The organism is Streptomyces sp. CCM_MD2014, assembly GCF_000772045.1.
Lineage (GTDB): Bacteria > Actinomycetota > Actinomycetes > Streptomycetales > Streptomycetaceae > Streptomyces > Streptomyces salinarius.
This window is the reverse complement of sequence record NZ_CP009754.1, coordinates 4,444,154-4,461,360: the sequence shown is the minus strand read 5'-3', so window position 1 is coordinate 4,461,360 and position 17,207 is coordinate 4,444,154. Positions and strand designations below refer to the sequence as shown.

The 17,207-nt window shown below is 71.5% G+C and carries 13 protein-coding genes; 5 read left to right on the top strand and 8 right to left on the bottom strand.

The genetic code is table 11. From position 1 onward, the window contains the following. Positions 1 to 5 precede the first annotated feature (5 nt). From NI25_RS19640 to NI25_RS19630, 3 genes are read right to left on the bottom strand one after another with little or no spacing between them, the layout of a single operon-like run. Entirely contained in the window at positions 6 to 917 is a 912-nt protein-coding gene (locus NI25_RS19640) for an ABC transporter ATP-binding protein (RefSeq protein ID WP_061443693.1), read from the bottom strand. After that, complete coding sequence (locus tag NI25_RS19635; protein WP_061443692.1) at positions 914 to 1,822, bottom strand: ABC transporter permease; 909 nt, start codon at positions 1,820 to 1,822, stop codon at positions 914 to 916. The genes NI25_RS19640 and NI25_RS19635 overlap by 4 nt, the downstream gene beginning before the upstream one ends. Beyond that, complete coding sequence (locus tag NI25_RS19630) at positions 1,812 to 2,774, bottom strand: ABC transporter ATP-binding protein (protein ID WP_061443691.1); 963 nt, start codon at positions 2,772 to 2,774, stop codon at positions 1,812 to 1,814. Before NI25_RS19630 ends, NI25_RS19635 begins: the two co-directional genes overlap by 11 nt. Positions 2,775 to 3,105: 331 nt before the next feature. On the opposite strand from NI25_RS19630, the gene NI25_RS19625 reads away from it, so the two are divergent. From NI25_RS19625 to NI25_RS19605, 5 genes are all read left to right on the top strand, one after another. Beyond that, the gene (locus tag NI25_RS19625) at positions 3,106 to 4,863 is read left to right on the top strand and encodes an SDR family oxidoreductase (protein WP_061443690.1); all 1,758 of its coding nucleotides are present in this window, start codon (positions 3,106 to 3,108) and stop codon (positions 4,861 to 4,863) included. Between the two features lie 111 nt (positions 4,864 to 4,974). Continuing rightward, entirely contained in the window at positions 4,975 to 5,523 is a 549-nt protein-coding gene (locus NI25_RS19620; RefSeq protein WP_061443689.1) for an RNA 2'-phosphotransferase, read from the top strand. A 6-nt stretch (positions 5,524 to 5,529) separates the two neighbouring features. Next, on the top strand, positions 5,530 to 5,988 hold the full coding sequence (locus tag NI25_RS19615) for a hypothetical protein (protein WP_061443688.1): 459 nt from the start codon (positions 5,530 to 5,532) through the stop codon (positions 5,986 to 5,988). A 52-nt stretch (positions 5,989 to 6,040) separates the two neighbouring features. Continuing rightward, complete coding sequence (locus NI25_RS19610; RefSeq protein WP_061443687.1) at positions 6,041 to 6,946, top strand: LLM class flavin-dependent oxidoreductase; 906 nt, start codon at positions 6,041 to 6,043, stop codon at positions 6,944 to 6,946. A 90-nt stretch (positions 6,947 to 7,036) separates the two neighbouring features. Beyond that, positions 7,037 to 7,924: a Cof-type HAD-IIB family hydrolase gene (locus tag NI25_RS19605; protein ID WP_061443686.1), complete on the top strand. Its 888-nt coding sequence runs from the start codon at positions 7,037 to 7,039 to the stop codon at positions 7,922 to 7,924. Between the two features lie 24 nt (positions 7,925 to 7,948). Here the strand turns inward: NI25_RS19605 and NI25_RS19600 are convergent, their stop codons facing one another. The 5 genes from NI25_RS19600 to NI25_RS19580 all read right to left on the bottom strand — a co-directional run bounded on the left by NI25_RS19600 (position 7,949) and on the right by NI25_RS19580 (position 17,014). After that, positions 7,949 to 9,001: a M23 family metallopeptidase gene (locus NI25_RS19600; protein WP_061443685.1), complete on the bottom strand. Its 1,053-nt coding sequence runs from the start codon at positions 8,999 to 9,001 to the stop codon at positions 7,949 to 7,951. 122 nt (positions 9,002 to 9,123) lie between these two features. Continuing rightward, positions 9,124 to 10,803, bottom strand: coding sequence for a GAF domain-containing sensor histidine kinase (locus NI25_RS19595; protein WP_061443684.1), 1,680 nt, complete (start codon positions 10,801 to 10,803; stop codon positions 9,124 to 9,126). Positions 10,804 to 10,888: 85 nt separating this feature from the next. Next, positions 10,889 to 14,404 carry a thiol reductant ABC exporter subunit CydD gene (cydD, locus tag NI25_RS19590; RefSeq protein ID WP_061443683.1) on the bottom strand — a complete coding sequence of 1,172 codons (3,516 nt, stop codon included), beginning with the start codon at positions 14,402 to 14,404 and terminating at the stop codon, positions 10,889 to 10,891. Positions 14,405 to 14,483: 79 nt separating this feature from the next. Next, positions 14,484 to 15,488 carry a cytochrome d ubiquinol oxidase subunit II gene (gene cydB, locus NI25_RS19585; protein WP_061443682.1) on the bottom strand — a complete coding sequence of 335 codons (1,005 nt, stop codon included), beginning with the start codon at positions 15,486 to 15,488 and terminating at the stop codon, positions 14,484 to 14,486. A 20-nt stretch (positions 15,489 to 15,508) separates the two neighbouring features. Then, a complete protein-coding gene (locus NI25_RS19580) occupies positions 15,509 to 17,014 on the bottom strand; it encodes a cytochrome ubiquinol oxidase subunit I (protein ID WP_061443681.1) in 1,506 nt (501 codons plus the stop codon). Between the last annotated feature and the right edge of the window lie 193 nt (positions 17,015 to 17,207).

The following is a 17,207-nucleotide window of genomic DNA, read 5'->3' as shown; positions in this document are numbered from 1 at the left end:
GCCTCCTACGCCGCGACGAGATACGAGAAGACGGACTCGAGGGACTCGTCGGACGGCGAGACCGTGAGGAGTCGGATGCCGTGGTCGCGGGCGACCTTCGGCAGCAGGGCCGTGAACCGGCCGAAGTCGACGGCCTGGATGCGCAGGGCGCCCTCGGCGAGGTCGACCTCGATGCCGGACGTCGACGGGTCGGCGATCAGCGCTGCCGCGAGGGCCCGGTCGTCGCTGGAGCGCACCAGGTAACGGTGCGGCCGGTCGGTCATCAGGCGGCGGATCTTGCGGAAGTCGCCGCTGGCCGCGTGGCGTCCGGCGACGATGACCTCGATGTGCCAGGCGAGCTGTTCGACCTCTTCGAGGATGTGCGAGGAGAAGAGCACGGTGCGGCCCTCGTCGCCCATGCGCCGCAGCAGGTCCATCAGCTGCATGCGCTGGCGGGGGTCCATGCCGTTGAACGGCTCGTCGAGCAGGAGCAGCGAGGGCTGGTGGACGAGGGCGGAGGCCATCTTCACGCGCTGGCGCATGCCCTTGGAGTAGGTGGCGATCTTCCGGTCCTGGGCGTAGGCCATCTCCACGGTGGCGAGCGCCTCGTCGGCCGCCTTGGCGCCCAGACCGTGCAGCTCGGCGTTGGCGAGGACGAACTCGCGGCCCGTGAGGAAGTCGTACATCGCCTCCCGCTCGGGGACGATGCCGATGTGCTGGTAGATGTCCTCGTTGCGCCAGACCGGCTGGCCGTCGAGGGTGACGCTGCCGGTGGAGGGGGCGAGGAAGCCGCCCATCATGTTGATGAGGGTGGACTTTCCCGCGCCGTTGGGACCGAGCAGGCCGGTGACGCCGGGGCCGATCGTCATGGTGATGTCGTTGACGGCGACCACGTTGCCGAACCAGCGGGAGACGTGGTCGATGTTCAGCGTGGTCACAGTCCCACCTTCTTGTAGCGGCGCATCAGCAGGCCGTAGGCGCCGGCGATCAGGCCGAGGGTGACGAGGACGTAGACGGCGCCCTCACCGTTGCTAGGGCCGACCCCGCCGGGGAAGGCCGAGGTGGCGCCCAGGAAGGCGGACTGCACTCCGTCGATGAGGGTGATCGGCGAGAACAGGCCTATCCAGGCGACGGCTCCGGAGCTGCCCTGGACGTCCGCGATGGCCTGGAGCGTGGAGACCGCGCCGTAGGTGATGGTCAGGACGGCGATGACGGCGGCGATGCCGAAGCCCCGGCGCGGGGTGACCGAGGCCACGACCAGGCCGAGGCCGGCGAAGAGCAGGGAGAGCAGTGCTACGGAGACCAGTCCCTGGGCGAACCCCTTGGTCTGGTCCGCGAAGTCGAGTTTGGCGAGCAGTGCGCCCGCGTAGAGCACCAGCAGGGGTGCGGCGGTGAGGATGAAGAGGGCGGAGGCCAGCGAGGCGTACTTGGCGCGGACGTAGTCGGAGGTTTCGATCGGCCGGGAGAAGTACAGCGGCACGGTCTTGAAGCGCAGGTCGCGCGAGACGGACTGCGGGGCCTGGGCCGCGACGTAGAGGCTGATGACGGCCTGCAGGACGACCGCGTAGCGCGTGTAGTCCAGGGGCAGGTCGTTGGCCTTGGTGGCGACGGCGACCGCGACGATGATGCCCGCCGGGAGGCACATCACCACGAACAGCAGCATCGGCAGCACCTTGGACTTGGCCGAACGGCCGAGGCCGTAGGCGCCGCGCAGGGACTGCGAGTACAGCGAGCGGCGGGCGTAGGCGCGGCCGAGGCGGGGGCCGTCGTAGCTGCGGTAGCCGATGTTGTGGATGCGGGTCTGGTCACCCGTCACCGTGGCTGCGGGCTGTTCAGCTGCCATGGCCGACCGCCTCCTTCCGTGCTGCGTCGCTGTCGGTGAAGACCTCCGAGATGTGGTGCCGGCGCTGCTCCATGCGGACCAGGCCGAGGCCGAGGTCGGCTATGACGTCCCGGACCAGGTCGTAGGTCTCCTCGCCCGCCGCGGTGAGCAGCAGGACGTGACCGGCGCCGGGCAGGCCGCTGCCGTCCTGGACGGTCACCCCGCGCGCGTCGAGCGCGTCGCGCACCGCGCGGGTGCCGTCGGGGTGTTCGTCGGTGTCGGTGACCTCGATCGCGAGGGTCGTGGTGGTCTGGGTGAAGTCCGTGGTGGAGCTGGAGCGCAGCAGCTTGCCGCCGTCCACGACGACGACGTGGTCGCAGGTGCGCTCCAGCTCGCCCAGCAGGTGCGAGGTGACCAGGACGGAGATGCCGAAGTCGGTGTGGATGCGGCGGATGAGACCGAGCATCTCGTCGCGGCCGACCGGGTCGAGTCCGTTGGTCGGCTCGTCGAGGAAGACCAGCTGGGGGTCGTGGACGAGGGCCTGCGCGAGCTTCACTCGCTGCTTCATGCCCGTCGAGTAGCCGCCGATGGGGCGGTAGCGCTCCTCGTACAGGCCGACGTGGCGCAGGGTGTCGGCGGTGCGCTCGCGGGCGGCGGTGGGCGGCAGGCCGGACATGCGTGCCATGTGGACGACGAACTCGGTGGCCGAGACGTCGGGTGGCAGGCAGTCGTGTTCCGGCATGTAGCCGACCCGCTCGCGGATGTCGGCGCCCTTGGTGGCGACATCGAGTCCGAGCACCTCGGCCCGGCCCTCGGTGGCGGGAGACAGACCCAGCAGGATCTTGATCAGGGTGGACTTGCCGGCGCCGTTGGCACCGACGAGTCCGGTCACACCGGGTCCGACGTCCACGGAGAGCCGGTCGAGCGCGGTCACCCGGGGGAACCGCTTGCTCAGGCTTTCGGTCGCGATCACAGTCACATCCACGACAGTAGTGACGGGCGCCACTGCGGTCGTCAGACCGCAGAGCCGTCTTCGCGTCAGACTCGAGTAGTACGGGCCCGTAGGGGATGCCGTACCTGAGAGCCACCGAGTGTGGTTCCGCGGCCGCACGCCGCCTCGCCGACCGCCCTATTGACGATGGGTCTAACAGCTGGGAGATTCGGCCCAGCCGCGTTACGCGCGAGTAGCACGGTCGGAGGGACCGCGCCGGGACGGGGATCCACGCCGGCACCGGCCACGGAGGAGCACGCGCCTTCGGGCAGGACGACGATCTGCCGCGCGAGCGGCGCTGGGCGGAGGAGGCATGACGGTGCTGAACGGCGGGCGAGAGCGCTGGGTGCGCACGGGCGGGGTCGAGCTGTGCGTCGTGGAGCTGGGCGACCCCCGGCAGCCCACGGTCGTCCTGGTGCACGGATACCCGGACAGCAAGGAGGTCTGGTCCGAGGTCGCCGCCCGCCTGGCCGGCCGCTTCCACGTGGTCCTCTACGACGTCCGCGGCCACGGCCGGTCCACCGCGCCGAGCCCGCTGCGGGGCGGGTTCACGCTGGAGAAGCTGACGGACGACTTCCTGGCCGTGGCCGACGCGGTCAGCCCGGACCGCCCGGTGCACCTGGTGGGCCACGACTGGGGGTCGGTGCAGTCCTGGGAGTTCGTCACGGTCAAGCGCACCGAGGGCCGCATCGCCTCCTTCACCTCGATGTCCGGCCCCTCCCTGGACCACTTCGGGCACTGGATCAACCAGTGCCTCAGGCGGCCCACCCCGCGCCGGGTGGGGCAGCTCCTCGGCCAGGGCGCCAAGTCCTGGTACGTCTACCTGCTGCACACGCCGGTGCTTCCCGAGCTGGCCTGGCGCGGACCTCTCGGCAAGCGCTGGCCGGGCATCCTGGAGCGCGTCGAGAAGGTGCCGGGCGGCGACTACCCGACCGCGTCCCTGCCGTCGGACGCGGCCCACGGGGCGTGGCTGTACCGGGACAACGTCCGGCCCCGGCTGCGCAGGCCGCGCGAGGACGCCTACGCACACGCACCCGTACAGCTCATCACGCCCCTGGGCGACGCGTTCCTGTCGGAGCGGCTCTACGACGGACTGGAACTGTGGGCCCCGCGGCTCACCCGGCGCACGCTGCCCGCGAAGCACTGGGTGCCGCGCACCCGGCCGGACCGGCTGGCGGACTGGATCACGGAGTTCGTCACCGCCACCGAGGACGGCCGCTCCGGGACCGCTGCGAGCGGGAAGTACGCGGACCGCTTCGGCGGGCAGCTCGTCCTGGTCACCGGTGCGGGCAACGGCATCGGGCGGGCGACGGCGCTGGCGTTCGCCGAGGCTGGTGCGCGCGTGGTGGCCGTCGACCGGGACGCCGAGGCCGCCGACCGGACGGCGGAGCTGTCCCGGCTGATCGGTGCGCGCGCCGCCTGGGCACAGGCCGTGGACGTCTCCGACGGGCAGGCCATGGAGAAGCTGGCGGCCAGGGTCGCCGCCGAGTACGGCGTGGTGGACGTGCTCGTGAACAACGCGGGGATCGGACTGTCCGGCTCCTTCTTCGACACCACGCCGGAGGACTGGAAGCAGGTCCTCGACGTCAATCTGTGGGGCGTGATCCACGGCTGCCGTCTGTTCGGCCGGCAGATGGCCGAACGCGGGCAGGGCGGGCACATCGTCAACACCGCCTCGGCGGCCGCCTTCCAGCCCTCCAGGGCGCTCCCCGCCTACGGCGCCTCAAAGGCGGCCGTGCTGATGCTGAGCGAGTGCCTGCGCGCAGAGCTGGCCGGCCAGGGGATCGGCGTCACGGCGATCTGCCCCGGCCTGGTCAACACCAACATCACCGCCACGGCGCACTTCGCGGGGGTGGACGCCGAGGAGGAGAAGCGCCGGCGGCAGCGCGCCACCCGGCTGTACGGGGCGCGCAACTACCCGCCGGAGAAGGTGGCGGACGCCGTCCTGGAGGCGGTCGTGCACAACCGGGCCGTGGTGCCGGTGACGCCGGAAGCGCGGGGCGCCCACCTCATGTCCCGTATCGCTCCGGGGGCGTTGAGGCGCCTCGCCCGTGTGAAGCCGCCTCTCTAGTTTCCACAGACTGACCCAACCAGCCTGTGGATAACCACACTTGACTGTGGATCAAACCTTGCGAGCAATAATCTTTCGCGTGACGCGCGTCTCACCAGGCAGGCTGGTGCCATGCAACAGGAACGCGCGGTGAAGGTGTCCAAGTACCTCTCGAAGCACCTGCGCCACCAACCGGAGAGGATCGGGCTCACGCTCGACGAGGGCGGCTGGGCCGAGATCGACGCGCTGATCGCCGCAGCGGCCGCACACGGCTTCCGCTTCACCCGCGAAGAGCTCCAGCACGTGGTCGCCACCAACGACAAGCGGCGCTTCGCCGTCGACGGCACCCGTATCCGCGCCAGCCAGGGCCACAGCATCGACGTGGACCTGGGACTGCCCTCGGCGGCCCCGCCGCCGTACCTCTACCACGGGACCGTCGCCCGCCACCTGGAGGCCATCCGTGCCGAGGGCCTGCGGCCCATGAACCGGCACGACGTGCACCTCTCGCCCGACCGCGCGACCGCGGCCCGGGTCGGGGCCCGCCGCGGCCGGCCGGTCGTCCTCTCGGTGGACGCCGCCGCCATGCACCGCGACGGCCTCGTCTTCCGCGTCAGCGCGAACGAGGTCTGGCTGACGAAAGCCGTGCCCTCCCGCTACCTGCGCTTTCCCGCTCCGCACTGACCCCGCATGATCGAGGTCATGGAGCACCTCCCTACCACCCAGTCCGCCGTCGCCGCCCTCCGAGCCATCGCCGAGGAGTACGCGCTGGAGATAGAGGTCACCGACGACATCGGTGCCGACCAGACCTCCCGCCGCAGTGCCGCGGGCGTGGGGGTGACCACCGACGCCGACGGCTCCCTCCCGCACGAGGCGTTCGTCGAGTTCGGTGGCGTTCCCAGGGTGAGCGTGCGGCTCTTCCATGAGGGCGATGCCCTGATCACCGTCGAGAACGTGGAGTTTCCCGATGTCGAACGCGACGACGTACCCGCGTTCCTGCGCGCCGTCTTCGGTGGCCTCGCCTACGTGCACGGGCGCCGCTTCCCACCCGGATACCGCCTGATCGTCCCGCTGCCGGGCGACCGGACCGTCAGGGAGCACGTCTCGATGCTCCTCCTCACACCGTGGCTGAGCAGCCGCGTACGGTGACGCAGGAGGCCGTTTCACGTGAAACGGGAGCCGGACGCATAGGCTCGAAGACATGAGCCTGCGCCTGAGCACCGTGATCCTCCCCCACCGCCGCTGGCAGGAGGGCGGCCGTTCGACCTGGACGCGGGCGGAGCAGCTCGGCTTCCACACCGCGTACACCTACGACCACCTCTCCTGGCGCAGCTTCCGGGACGGCCCGTGGTTCGGTGCCGTACCCACCCTGACCGCCGCCGCGGCCGTGACCGAGCGGTTGCGTCTGGGCACCCTGGTCACCTCGCCGAACTTCCGGCACCCGGTGACGCTCGCCAAGGAACTGATCTCCCTCGACGACATCTCCGACGGGCGGATCACCCTCGGCATAGGAGCGGGCGGCACGGGATTCGACGCCACGGCGCTCGGTCAGGAGCCGTGGACGCCGCGTGAGCGGGCGGACCGGTTCGGCGAGTTCCTGCCCTTGCTCGACCGGCTGCTGACCGAGGACGCCGTGTCGTACAAGGGTGACTTCTACTCGGCGCACGAAGCACGCAACATCCCGGGCTGTGTGCAGCGCCCCCGGCTGCCCTTCGCGGTGGCCGCTACCGGCCCGCGGGGACTGGCGCTCGCCGCACGGCACGGGCAGGCGTGGGTGACCACCGGCGACCCGAAGCTGTTCGAGAACGGCACCCCCGAGCAGTCCGGCCGGGCCCTGCGGCAGCAGGCCGACCGGCTGGCCGACGCCTGTGCCGCGATCGGCCGCGAGGTGGGTGAGCTGGACCGGGTCCTGCTCACCGGCTTCACCCCGGAGCGCAACCGCCCGCTGCAGTCCGTGGACGCCTTCGTGGACTTCGCCGGGCGCCACCAGGACCTGGGCTTCACCGAGCTTGTCGTCCACTGGCCGATCGCCGACTCCGACTTCGCCGCGGACGAGAAGGTCTTCGAGCGGATCGCCATGGAGGCGCCCACGCAGTTGAAGGGGTGACTGCGGGCGGGAGAGGTCCGTGCAAGGAGGGTCCGTGCATGAGAGCCGTAGCTCACATATGTGCGGACCCCCGCACGGGCGTGCACGCATATGCGTGACAATGGCCGGGTGACCTCAGCGACCCGAAAGCCCGAGCCCCCGGCCGCCGCCACTCGCCCGCGGCTCATCGCCACCGACCTCGACGGCACCCTGCTGCGTGACGACAAGTCGGTCTCCCCGCGCACGGTCGCCGCCCTGGCCGCCGCGGAGAAGGCGGGCATCGAGGTCTTCTTCGTCACCGGCCGTCCCGCCCGCTGGATGGACGTCGTCAGCGCCCACGTCCACGGGCACGGCCTCGCCATCTGCGGCAACGGCGCCGCCGTGGTCGACCTGCACGGCGGCCCGGGCAAGCACAGGTTCGTAAAGGTCCGCGAGCTGCCGCGGGAGAACGCGCTGGACGCCGTACGGCTGCTGCGCCGGGCGGCGCCCGGCACGGTGTACGCCGTAGAGCAGACGTACGGCTTCCACCAGGAACCGGCCTACCCGAAGCTGCACATGGAGGTGCCCGACGACCTCCTGCCCGCCGAGGAGATCCTGGCACCGGGCGGCCGCGCCGCCGCCGAACCCGTCCTCAAGATCCTCGCCTTCCACCCGGAGATCGACCCCGACGCCTTCCTCACCCTGGCCCGCCTCGCCATCGGCGACCGCGCCAACGTCACCCGGTCCAGCCCCAGCGCCCTGCTGGAGATCAGCGGTCCGGACGTCTCCAAGGCCAGCACGCTCGCCCTGTGCTGCGCCGAGCGCGGCATCTCGAACGAAGAGGTCGTCGCCTTCGGCGACATGCCGAACGACGTCGAGATGCTCACCTGGGCGGGACGGTCGTACGCGATGGGCAACGCGCACCCCGACGTGGTCGCCGCCGCCTCGGGGCGAACGGTCGCCAACAACGACGACGGGGTGGCCGTCGTGATCGAGCGGATGCTGGCGGACCTGCCCTGACGCCACGCCGCACGTCCGGTGCCGTCACCGCAGCGGCACGCCGTGCTCCGACAGCCATGGCACCGGGTCGAGCGCCGAGCCCATCTCCGGGGTGACCCGTACCTCGAAGTGCAGGTGGGGCCCGGTGGAGTTGCCCGTGGTGCCGGACTGCCCGATCCACTGCCCGGCCTCGACCCGGTCGCCCTGGTCGACGGCGACGGCGGCGAGGTGGGCGTACTGCGTGTAGTAGCCGCCCGCGTGCTGGATGACGACCTGGATGCCGAAGGCCCCGCCGCAGGACACCTTCAGGACCCGCCCCGCGCCGACCGAGCGCACCAGTGTCCCGACCGGGACCGCGAAGTCCTGGCCGGTGTGCCGGTTCGCCCACCGCGCCCCGCCGCTGCCGAACGACGCGGACAGCTCGTAGGTCTCGACCGGTGCCACCCAGACCGGGCCGGCGGGCAGTTCCGGCTGGTCGAGACGGACCGCACCGGGGCACGAGCCGGCCGCGACGGAGGAGTCCGCCTGTCCCTCCAACTGCGACCGCGCCGCCTCCAGCTTGTCCTCGATCTTCTTCTTCAGCCGCGCCAGTTCGGCGTTGCGCTTGTCCAGGGCACGCCACGCCGCCTGTGCCTTGTCCTCGTCGGCGGCGAGCCGTGCCTCGGCCCGGAGGTTCGCGCCGACGGCCCTGTCGACGGCCTGATGCGCGCGGGACACCGCCCGCTGACCGCGCATCAGCTCGTCGGGGTCCTGGGCGAGCAGCATCCGCGCCGTGAGCGGCAGCCCACCGCCGCCGCGGTACTGGGCACGGGCGATGCGGCCGAGGTCCTCGCGCATGGCGTCGGTCTTCTGCCGCTGCGCGTCGAGCAGCCGCTCGTACTCCAGGGCCTTCGCGCGTTGGGTCTCGGCCGCGCGCCGCCCGTCCTCGTACTGGCGGGTGGCCGTCGCCGCGTCCTGGTACAGGCGCGCCACCTGCGGGCCGAGGGCGGTAGCGGATCCGCCGTCCGCGTCCGTGCCGTCGGTGGGGCGGGCCGCGAGCAGCGCGAGTGCGCACAACAGCACCGGGACGAGCAGCGGGCGTCGGCGGGATGAGCGCATGTCAGCGATCGTGGCCCGGCGCGGGGCCAGAGGTCTCGTCCGGGTCGTACGAGTGGGGGACCCGTTGCTGCACACGGATCAGTGCCACTGCTGCACACGGGGCACCACGGCGCCTGCGTCACTCAGTACGGCGCTTCCCACACCACCGTCGTGCCGGTGCCGTCCGCCCCGATGCCCGGCCCGAGCCTGCTGGTGCCGCCCACGGCCTCGGCGCGGCGCTGCAGATTGTGCAGGCCGCTTCGCCGGCCGCCCTCCGGAATGCCGACCCCGTCGTCCGCGACCGTCAGCCGGACGCCCGGCCGGCCGTCCCGGAGGGTCACCGACGCGTCCACGACCACCTCGATCCGGTCCGCGTGGGCGTGCCGGAAGGCGTTGGACAGGGTTTCGCGCAGCGCGGCGATGAGGTTCTTGGCGGTCAGGTCGCCGACGGCGGTGTCGACCGGGCCGGCGAACCGGTGCGCCGGCGTGAAGCCCAGCGGTGCGGCGGCCATGGTGATCTCGCGCAGTACCCGGGTGCGCAGTCCTGCGGGTGTCTCGGCCGGCTGCTGGAGCGCGAAGATCGCCGAGCGGATCTCCTGGATGGTGACGTCGAGTTCCTCGACGGCCCCGCCGACCCCGTCACGCACTTCCGGCACGGCCGACCTGCGCTGGGCGCTCTCCAGCATCATCCCCGTCGCGAACAGCCGCTGGATGACGAGGTCGTGCAGGTCCCGGGCGATCCGGTCCCGGTCCTCGTACACGGCGAGCCGTTCCCGGTCGCGCTGGGCCTCGGCCATCGTGAGCGCCAGCGCCGCCTGTGAGGCGAACCGCTCGCCGAGCGCACGCTCCGTCCGGGTGAACGGACGCTCCCCCCGTGATCGGGGCAGGACGAGGCTCCCCAGGACCTTCCCCTCCCGGCACAGCGGCATCAGCATGACCGGTCCGTAGGAGCGCGCCGGCCCGGCCTCCAGGCGGGGGTCGGTGGCGGCGTCGTCCACGAAGACGGGCCGCCCGGCGAGCAGCTCCGCCACGATGCCGTTCTCCGGCGGGAGGACGGTGCCGAGGGCGTTCGTGGGGTGCGGTGCGTCGACGGCCACGATCTCCAGGCCGCCCCCGTCGGCCGGCAGCAGGACGAACCCGGCCGCAGCCCCGGACAGGCGGCGGGCCTGCTCGGCGACGATCTGCAGGGCGTCGTCGGTGTCGCCGCCCGCGAGCAGGGCGGTGGTGACGGCGACCGATCCGTCGATCCAGCGCTCCCGCTGCTGGGCGGCCTCGTGCAGTCGCGCGTTGCCGATGGCGGTTCCGGCCTCCGCGGCCAGCACCCGGACCATGGCGAGGTCGTAGTCGTCGAAGGGCTCGCCCGTGTGCTTGTCGGTCAGGTAGAGGTGGCCGAAGATCTCGCCCTGCACGCGGATGGGGACTCCCAGGAAACCGCGCGTCGGCGGGTGCTGCTCGGGCGCGCCGAGCGCAGGCCGGTCCGCGGAGTCGGTCGGCCGGGCCGGTTCGGGGCCCCTGACCAGCGCGCCGAGCAGGCTTTTCCGGCCGTCCGGGCGGTGGCCGATGCGCCGGGCGGTCACCTCGTCGAGGCCGTGGTGCACGAAGCCGGCGAGGCCGTCGCCGTCCTCGTCGACGACGCCGATGGCCGCGTACCGGGCGTGTGCCAGGCCGGCGGCCGTCTCGCAGATTCGGTGGAGCGTGGTGTGCAGCTCCAGGCCGCTGCCGACGGACCGCATCGCGTCCAGCAGTTTCGGCACCCGGGCCAAGAGTTCGGCCGAGGCCTCCGGGCGGGACGGCAGCGAGCCGGGAGGCGGTGCTGGGGGCATGCCCCGAGCCTAATGAGACCCTTTTGGTCAGGAAAGTCGTATTCCAGGATTTTTTCCGAAACCGTGCCCGGGTCGGCCCGGCCGGTCATCGTGCCGCCACGAGCAGCTCCGCCGCCGCCTCCCGCCCGGCCATCTCCCGCAGCGGTCCCGGAACGGCCGCCAGCTCCGCGTAGGTGCCCCGCTGCACGACCCGGCCCCCGTCCAGGACGATCACCTCGTCCACGGCCCGCAGTCCCGCCAGCCGGTGCGTGATCAGCAGGGTCGTACGGCCCTCGGTCGCGGCCAGCAGATCGGCGGTGAGCGCGTCTGCGGTCGGCAGGTCGAGGTGTTCGGCGGGCTCGTCCAGCACCAGGACGGGGAAGTCGGCGAGCAGTGCCCGGGCCAGGGCCAGCCGCTGGCGCTGGCCACCGGACAGTCGCGCCCCGTGCTCACCGACCAGCGTGTCCAGGCCGTCGGGCAGGCTGTCGGCCCATTCCAGCAGCCGGGCCCGCGCCAGCGCGTCGCGCAGCTCGCCCTCGGTGGCGTCCTTCCTGGCCAGGAGCAGGTTCTCACGGACCGAGCTGTCGAAGAGGTGCGCGTCCTGGGCGCACAGCCCGACGAGCGGCCGCACGGCGTCGCCGGCCAGGGCGTAGGCGTCGACACCGGCCAGCGTGTAGGAGCCGGCGTCCGCGTCGAGGAAGCGCAGCAGGACCTGGGCCAGGGTCGTCTTGCCGGACCCGGACGGTCCGACCACGGCGACGCGGCGGCCCTCTGACAGCGTCAGGTCCAGTTCCGCCAGCGCATCCCTGTCCTGTCCGGCGTGACGCGCGGACAGCCCCTTGAGGACCAGCGGGAACGGCGAGGTGGGCGCCGGCCGGGGCGTCTCCGGCTCCCGCACCGGCTCCGGGGCGTCGAGCACCTCGTACACGCGCTCGGCGCTCCGGAGCACGCGCTGCCGGTACTGCACGGCGAGCGGCAGGCCGAGCACGGCCGCGAAGGCAGCCAGCGGGGTCAGGACGACGACGGCCAGGGCCACCCCGGCGAGCCGGCCGTCGGCGACCGCCTGGACTCCGACGAGGGCGGCGCCCGCGACCGTCAGGCCGGAGACGAGCGCCGTGAGTCCGTCGCCCAGCGCGGTGGCGGTGGCGGCCCGCGAGGCGATCCGGGTGAGGGCGCCGTCGGCCCGCCGCGCCTCGGCGGCACGCCGGGGCAGGGCACCGGCGACGGTCAGCTCGGCGGTGCCGGTGAGCAGGTCCGTCACCCTGGTGGCGAGTACGCCCTTGGCCGGGGCGAGCCTGCGCTCGGCGCGCCGTGCCACGGCCGCGGTGAGCAGCGGGACACCGGCACCGGCCGCGAGCAGGCCGACCGCGAGTACGGCACCCGCCTCCGGCAGCAGCCAGGCCGTGAATCCCACCGACACGGCGGAGACGATCAGCGCGCTGCCGGCGGGCAGCAGCCAGCGCAGCCAGTAGTCCTGCAGGGCGTCGACGTCGGCGACGAGCCGGGACAACAGGTCGCCCCGGCGGCTGCGGCGCAGCCCCGCGGGGGCCAGCCGCTCCAGCCTGCGGTAGACGGCGACCCGCGTGTCGGCCAGCATCCGCAGCACGGCGTCGTGCGACACGAGCCGCTCCGCGTAGCGGAACACGGCCCGTCCGATGCCGAAGGCGCGCGTCGCCGTCACGGCCACCATCAGGTACAGCACCGGCGGCTGCTCGGAGGCGCGAGAAATCAGGTATCCGGAGGTCGCCATCAGGCCGACCGCGCTGCCGAGAGCCAGAGTGCTGAGCAGCAGTGCGAGGCCGAGCCGGCCGCTCCGGGCCCCGGACAGGGCGCGGACCCTGGACAGCACGCCTCCCCGGGCCCCCGGAGCAAGCTCGGTGCGCCGAGGGGGCTCGGCACCCGGTTCGTCGAAGGCATCCGGGGCGGGCAAGCGCGTGTTTCCCCGCGCGGCGGTCGGCAGCCCACCGGTGTCCTCGGAGGCCACGACGGCCGGCGCCTCCAGCCGCACGACCCGGTCGGCCACCTCCAGCAGTGCCGGCCGGTGCACCACCAGCAGGACCGTTCGCCCCTGCGCCAGCCTGCGCACGGCGTCCACGACCTCGGCCTCGGTGGCCCCGTCCAGGGCCGCCGTCGGCTCGTCGAGCAGCAGCACCGGCCGGTCCGCGAGGAATGCCCGGGCCAGCGCGAGCCGCTGCCGCTGTCCGGCGGACAGACCTGCTCCGTCTTCCCCGAGGACCGTCGCCGTGCCCTCGGGGAGCGCGTCCACGAACTCCAGGGCACCCGCGTCCCGCAGCGCCCGCCGTACGGCGGTGTCGTCTGCCTCGGGCCGGGCCAGCCGTACGTTCTCCGCGATGGTGCCGGCGTACAGGTGCGGATGCTGCGGCACCCAGGCGACCCGGGCGTGCCACTCGGCCACGTCGAGGGAGGAGAGATCGGCCCCGCCGATCCGGATCCGTCCGCCGGTCGGGGCCACAAAACCGAGAAGCGCGTTCAGGAGTGTCGACTTGCCCGCCCCGCTGGGCCCGACGAGCGCCACCGTCTCTCCGGGGTCCACGGTGAATTCGACGTCCGTGAGGGCGTCCGCGGTGCGTTCCGGGTAGCGGACCGTCACCTTCTCGAAGGCCAGGGCACCGTCCGCCGGCACCCGGCCGGTCCCCGACACCGGTACGGGGCGCTCCAGCACCTCGAAGATGTCCTCGGCGGCGGCAAGGCCCTCGGCCGCCGCGTGGTACTGCGCCCCCACCTGCCGCAGGGGCAGATAGGCCTCGGGTGCGAGGACGAGTACGACCAGGCCGTCGTACAGCGCCATGTCCCCGTGGACCAGGCGCATGCCGATGGTGACGGCGACGAGCGCCACGGACAGCGTGGCGAGCAGTTCCAGCGCGAAGGACGACAGGAAGGCGATCCGCAGCGTCCGCATGGTCGCCCGGCGGTACTCCCCGGTGATGTGTTTGATCGACTCGGCCTGGGCCTTGGCCCGGCCGAAGACCTTCAGCGTCGGCAGCCCCGCGACCACGTCCAGGAAGTGCCCGGACAGCCTCGACAGCAGCCGCCACTGGCGGTCCATCCGGGACTGAGTGGCCCAGCCGATCAGCATCATGAAGATCGGGATGAGGGGCAGGGTGCCGACGATGATGGCCGCCGAGACCCAGTCCTCGGTGACGATGCGGGCCAGCACCGCCACGGGCACGACCACCGCGAGGCCGAGCTGCGGCAGATAGCGGGAGAAGTAGTCGTCGAGGGCGTCGACGCCCCGGGTGGCGAGCGCGACCAGTGACCCGGTCCGCTGGCCGCTCAGCCAGCCGGGACCGAGTACGGTGGCCCGCTCCAGCAGCCGGCCCCGCAGCTCCGACTTCACCGCGGCGCTCGCGCGGTGTGCGGCCAGTTCCGTGAGCCAGCCGACCAGCGCACGCCCGCAGGCGACGGCCACCAACAACAGGAGCGGGGTACGGAGTCCGGCGGCCGTCGTGCCGTGCTGGAAGGCGCCGACCACCACCTCGGCGATGAGCATGGCCTGGGCGACGAGCAGTCCGGCCCCGACGGCCCCCAGGGCGACGACGGCCGCCAGGAAGAACCGGGTGGCGCGGGCGTACCGCAGAAGACGTGGATCGATGGGTTTCACGTGAAACAGGCCTTCCTGACCTACGGGGTGCGTCCCAGCCGCGTTTCACGTGAAACACGGTGAACGCACCCCGCTGGACTCAGTGCGCGGCGTCGGCGAGGTGCTGGGTGCCGATGCGCTTGCGGAACACCCAGTACGTCCAGCCCTGGTAGAGCAGGACGACCGGCGTGGCGATCACGGCCAGCCAGGTCATGATCTTCAGCGTGTAGGCGCTGGACGAGGCGTTGGTGACGGTGAGGCTCCAGTCCGCGTTCAGCGTGGACGGCATGACGTTCGGGAAGAGCGTCAGGAAGAACATCGCCACGGAGGCCACGATCGTGACGCCGGACAGGGCGAACGACCAGCCCTCGCGCCCGGCCTGGTTCGCCATCAGCGCGGCGGCCAGGGCGGCGACGGCCACCACGAGGGCGATCAGGCTCTTGGCGTCCCCGCTGTCGGCCTGCGTCCAGAGCAGGAAGGCCAGGGCCAGCACGGCCGCGACCAGGCCGACGCGCAGCGCCAGGGTCCGCGCCCGCTCACGGATCTCACCGACGGTCTTGAGCGCGGTGAACACCGTCCCGTGGAAGGTGAACAGCGTCAGCGTCACCAGACCACCGAGGAGGGCGTACGGGTTGAGCAGGTCCCAGACCGAGCCGACGTACTCCAGGTTCCGGTCGATCTCCACGCCGTGGACGATGTTGCCGAAGGCCACGCCCCACAGGAAGGCGGGGATGAGCGAGGTCCAGAAGATCGCCGTCTCCCAGTTGCGCTGCCAGTTCTCCTCGGGCCGCTTCACGCGGTACTCGAAGGCCACGCCGCGGACGATCAGGCAGACCAGGATGACCAGCAGGGGGAGGTAGAACCCGGAGAAGAGCGTGGCGTACCACTCGGGGAAGGCCGCGAAGGTGGCGCCACCGGCCGTGAGCAGCCACACCTCGTTGCCGTCCCACACGGGGCCGATGGTGTTGATCAGCACCCGCTTCTCGGCCCGGTTCCGGGCGAGCAGCTTGGTGAGCACTCCGACTCCGAAGTCGAAGCCCTCCAGGAAGAAGTAGCCGGTCCACAGGACGGCGATCAGGACGAACCAGACGTCGTGCAGTTCCATGACTGTGCAGCTCCCTCGGCCTAGTACGAAAAGGCCATCGGCTTGTCGGCGTCACGGAGATCGCCGCCGATCTTCGTGGGCGGGTTGAGGTCGGCCTCGGTCAGCTCGGGCGGTCCCGCCTTCACGTACTTCGCGAGGAGCTTGACCTCGATGACGGCCAGGACGGCGTACAGCAGGGTGAAGACGGACATCGAGGTGATGACCTCGGCGGTGGAGACACCGGGGGAGACCGCGTCGCGGGTCTGCATCACGCCGTAGACGACCCAGGGCTGCCGGCCCATCTCCGTGAAGATCCAGCCCCAGCTGTTGGCGATCAGGGGGAACGCCATCGTCCACAGCGCCAGCAGCCAGTACAGCCGGGAGAGCCTCGCGCCGAGCGGCTTCTTCAGCAGTACGAGATGCGGGACCTCGTCCTCCCCGGTGCGCAGGGCCGGTGGCAGCAGGAACCGCTTCCGGGTCAGCCACAGGCCCAGCAGGCCGAGGGAGAAGGACGCCATGCCGAAGCCGATCATCCAGCGGAAACCCCAGTAGGCGACGGGGACGATGGGCTTGTAGTCACCGGGGCCGAACTGCTCCTGGAGGGCCTTGTTGGTGTCGTTGATGCCGGGAACGTAGGACTCGAAGTCGCTGTGGGCGAGGAAGGAGAGCAGTCCCGGGATCTCCAGGGCGACCTCGTTGTGCCCCTTGTCGACGTCTCCGTAGGCGAACACCGAGAACGGTGCCGGCTGCTCGCCGTCCCACAGGGCCTCGGCGGCGGCCATCTTCATCGGCTGCTGCTCGTACATGACCTTGCCGAGGGTGTCGCCGCTGACCGCGGTGAGCAGGCCGCCGACGGCCAGGGTCACCAGGCCGAGCCGGAGCGAGGTCCGCATCACCGGGATGTGCTTCTTGCGCATCAGGTGGAAGGCGGCGATGCCGACCATGAAGGCGCCGCCGGTGAGGAAGGCCGCCGAGAAGCTGTGGAAGACCTGGTTGAGGGTGGTGTTCTGGGTGAGGACCTGCCAGAAGTCGGTGAGTTCGGCGCGGCCCTTCTCCTCGTTGATCCGGTAGCCGACGGGGTGCTGCATCCAGGAGTTGGCCGCGAGGATGAAGTACGCCGACAGCAGGGTGCCGATCGAGACCATCCAGATGCAGGCCAGGTGGATCTTCTTCGGCAGCTTGTCCCAGCCGAAGATCCACAGCCCGATGAAGGTGGACTCGAAGAAGAACGCGATCAGCGCCTCGAAGGCCAGCGGGGCACCGAAGACATCGCCGACGAAACGCGAGTAGTCGGACCAGTTCATTCCGAACTGGAACTCCTGCACGATGCCGGTGACGACGCCCATCGCGATGTTGATCAGGAAGAGCTTGCCCCAGAACTTGGTCGCCCTGAGGTACTTCTCCTTCTCCGTGCGGACCCAGGCGGTCTGCAGTCCGGCCGTGAGGGCGGCCAGCGAGATCGTCAGCGGGACGAACAGGAAGTGGTAGACGGTCGTGATGCCGAACTGCCATCGCGCCAGCGTCTCCGGCGCTAGAGCCATGTCCACGTCGTCACTCTCCTTACATCGCCACATCGCCGTGGTCAGCGGCAGTTTGAGCGTGTTTGTCACACCCAACGCGGGCGCAACCGGGACACGCTTGTGAACGCGTTCACATTCACAAGCAATTATGACCTACTGCTTTTCGACACCGGAAGGGGGGTCCCCTGTGACGTCAACCCCTTGGCAAGAAGTTCAACAT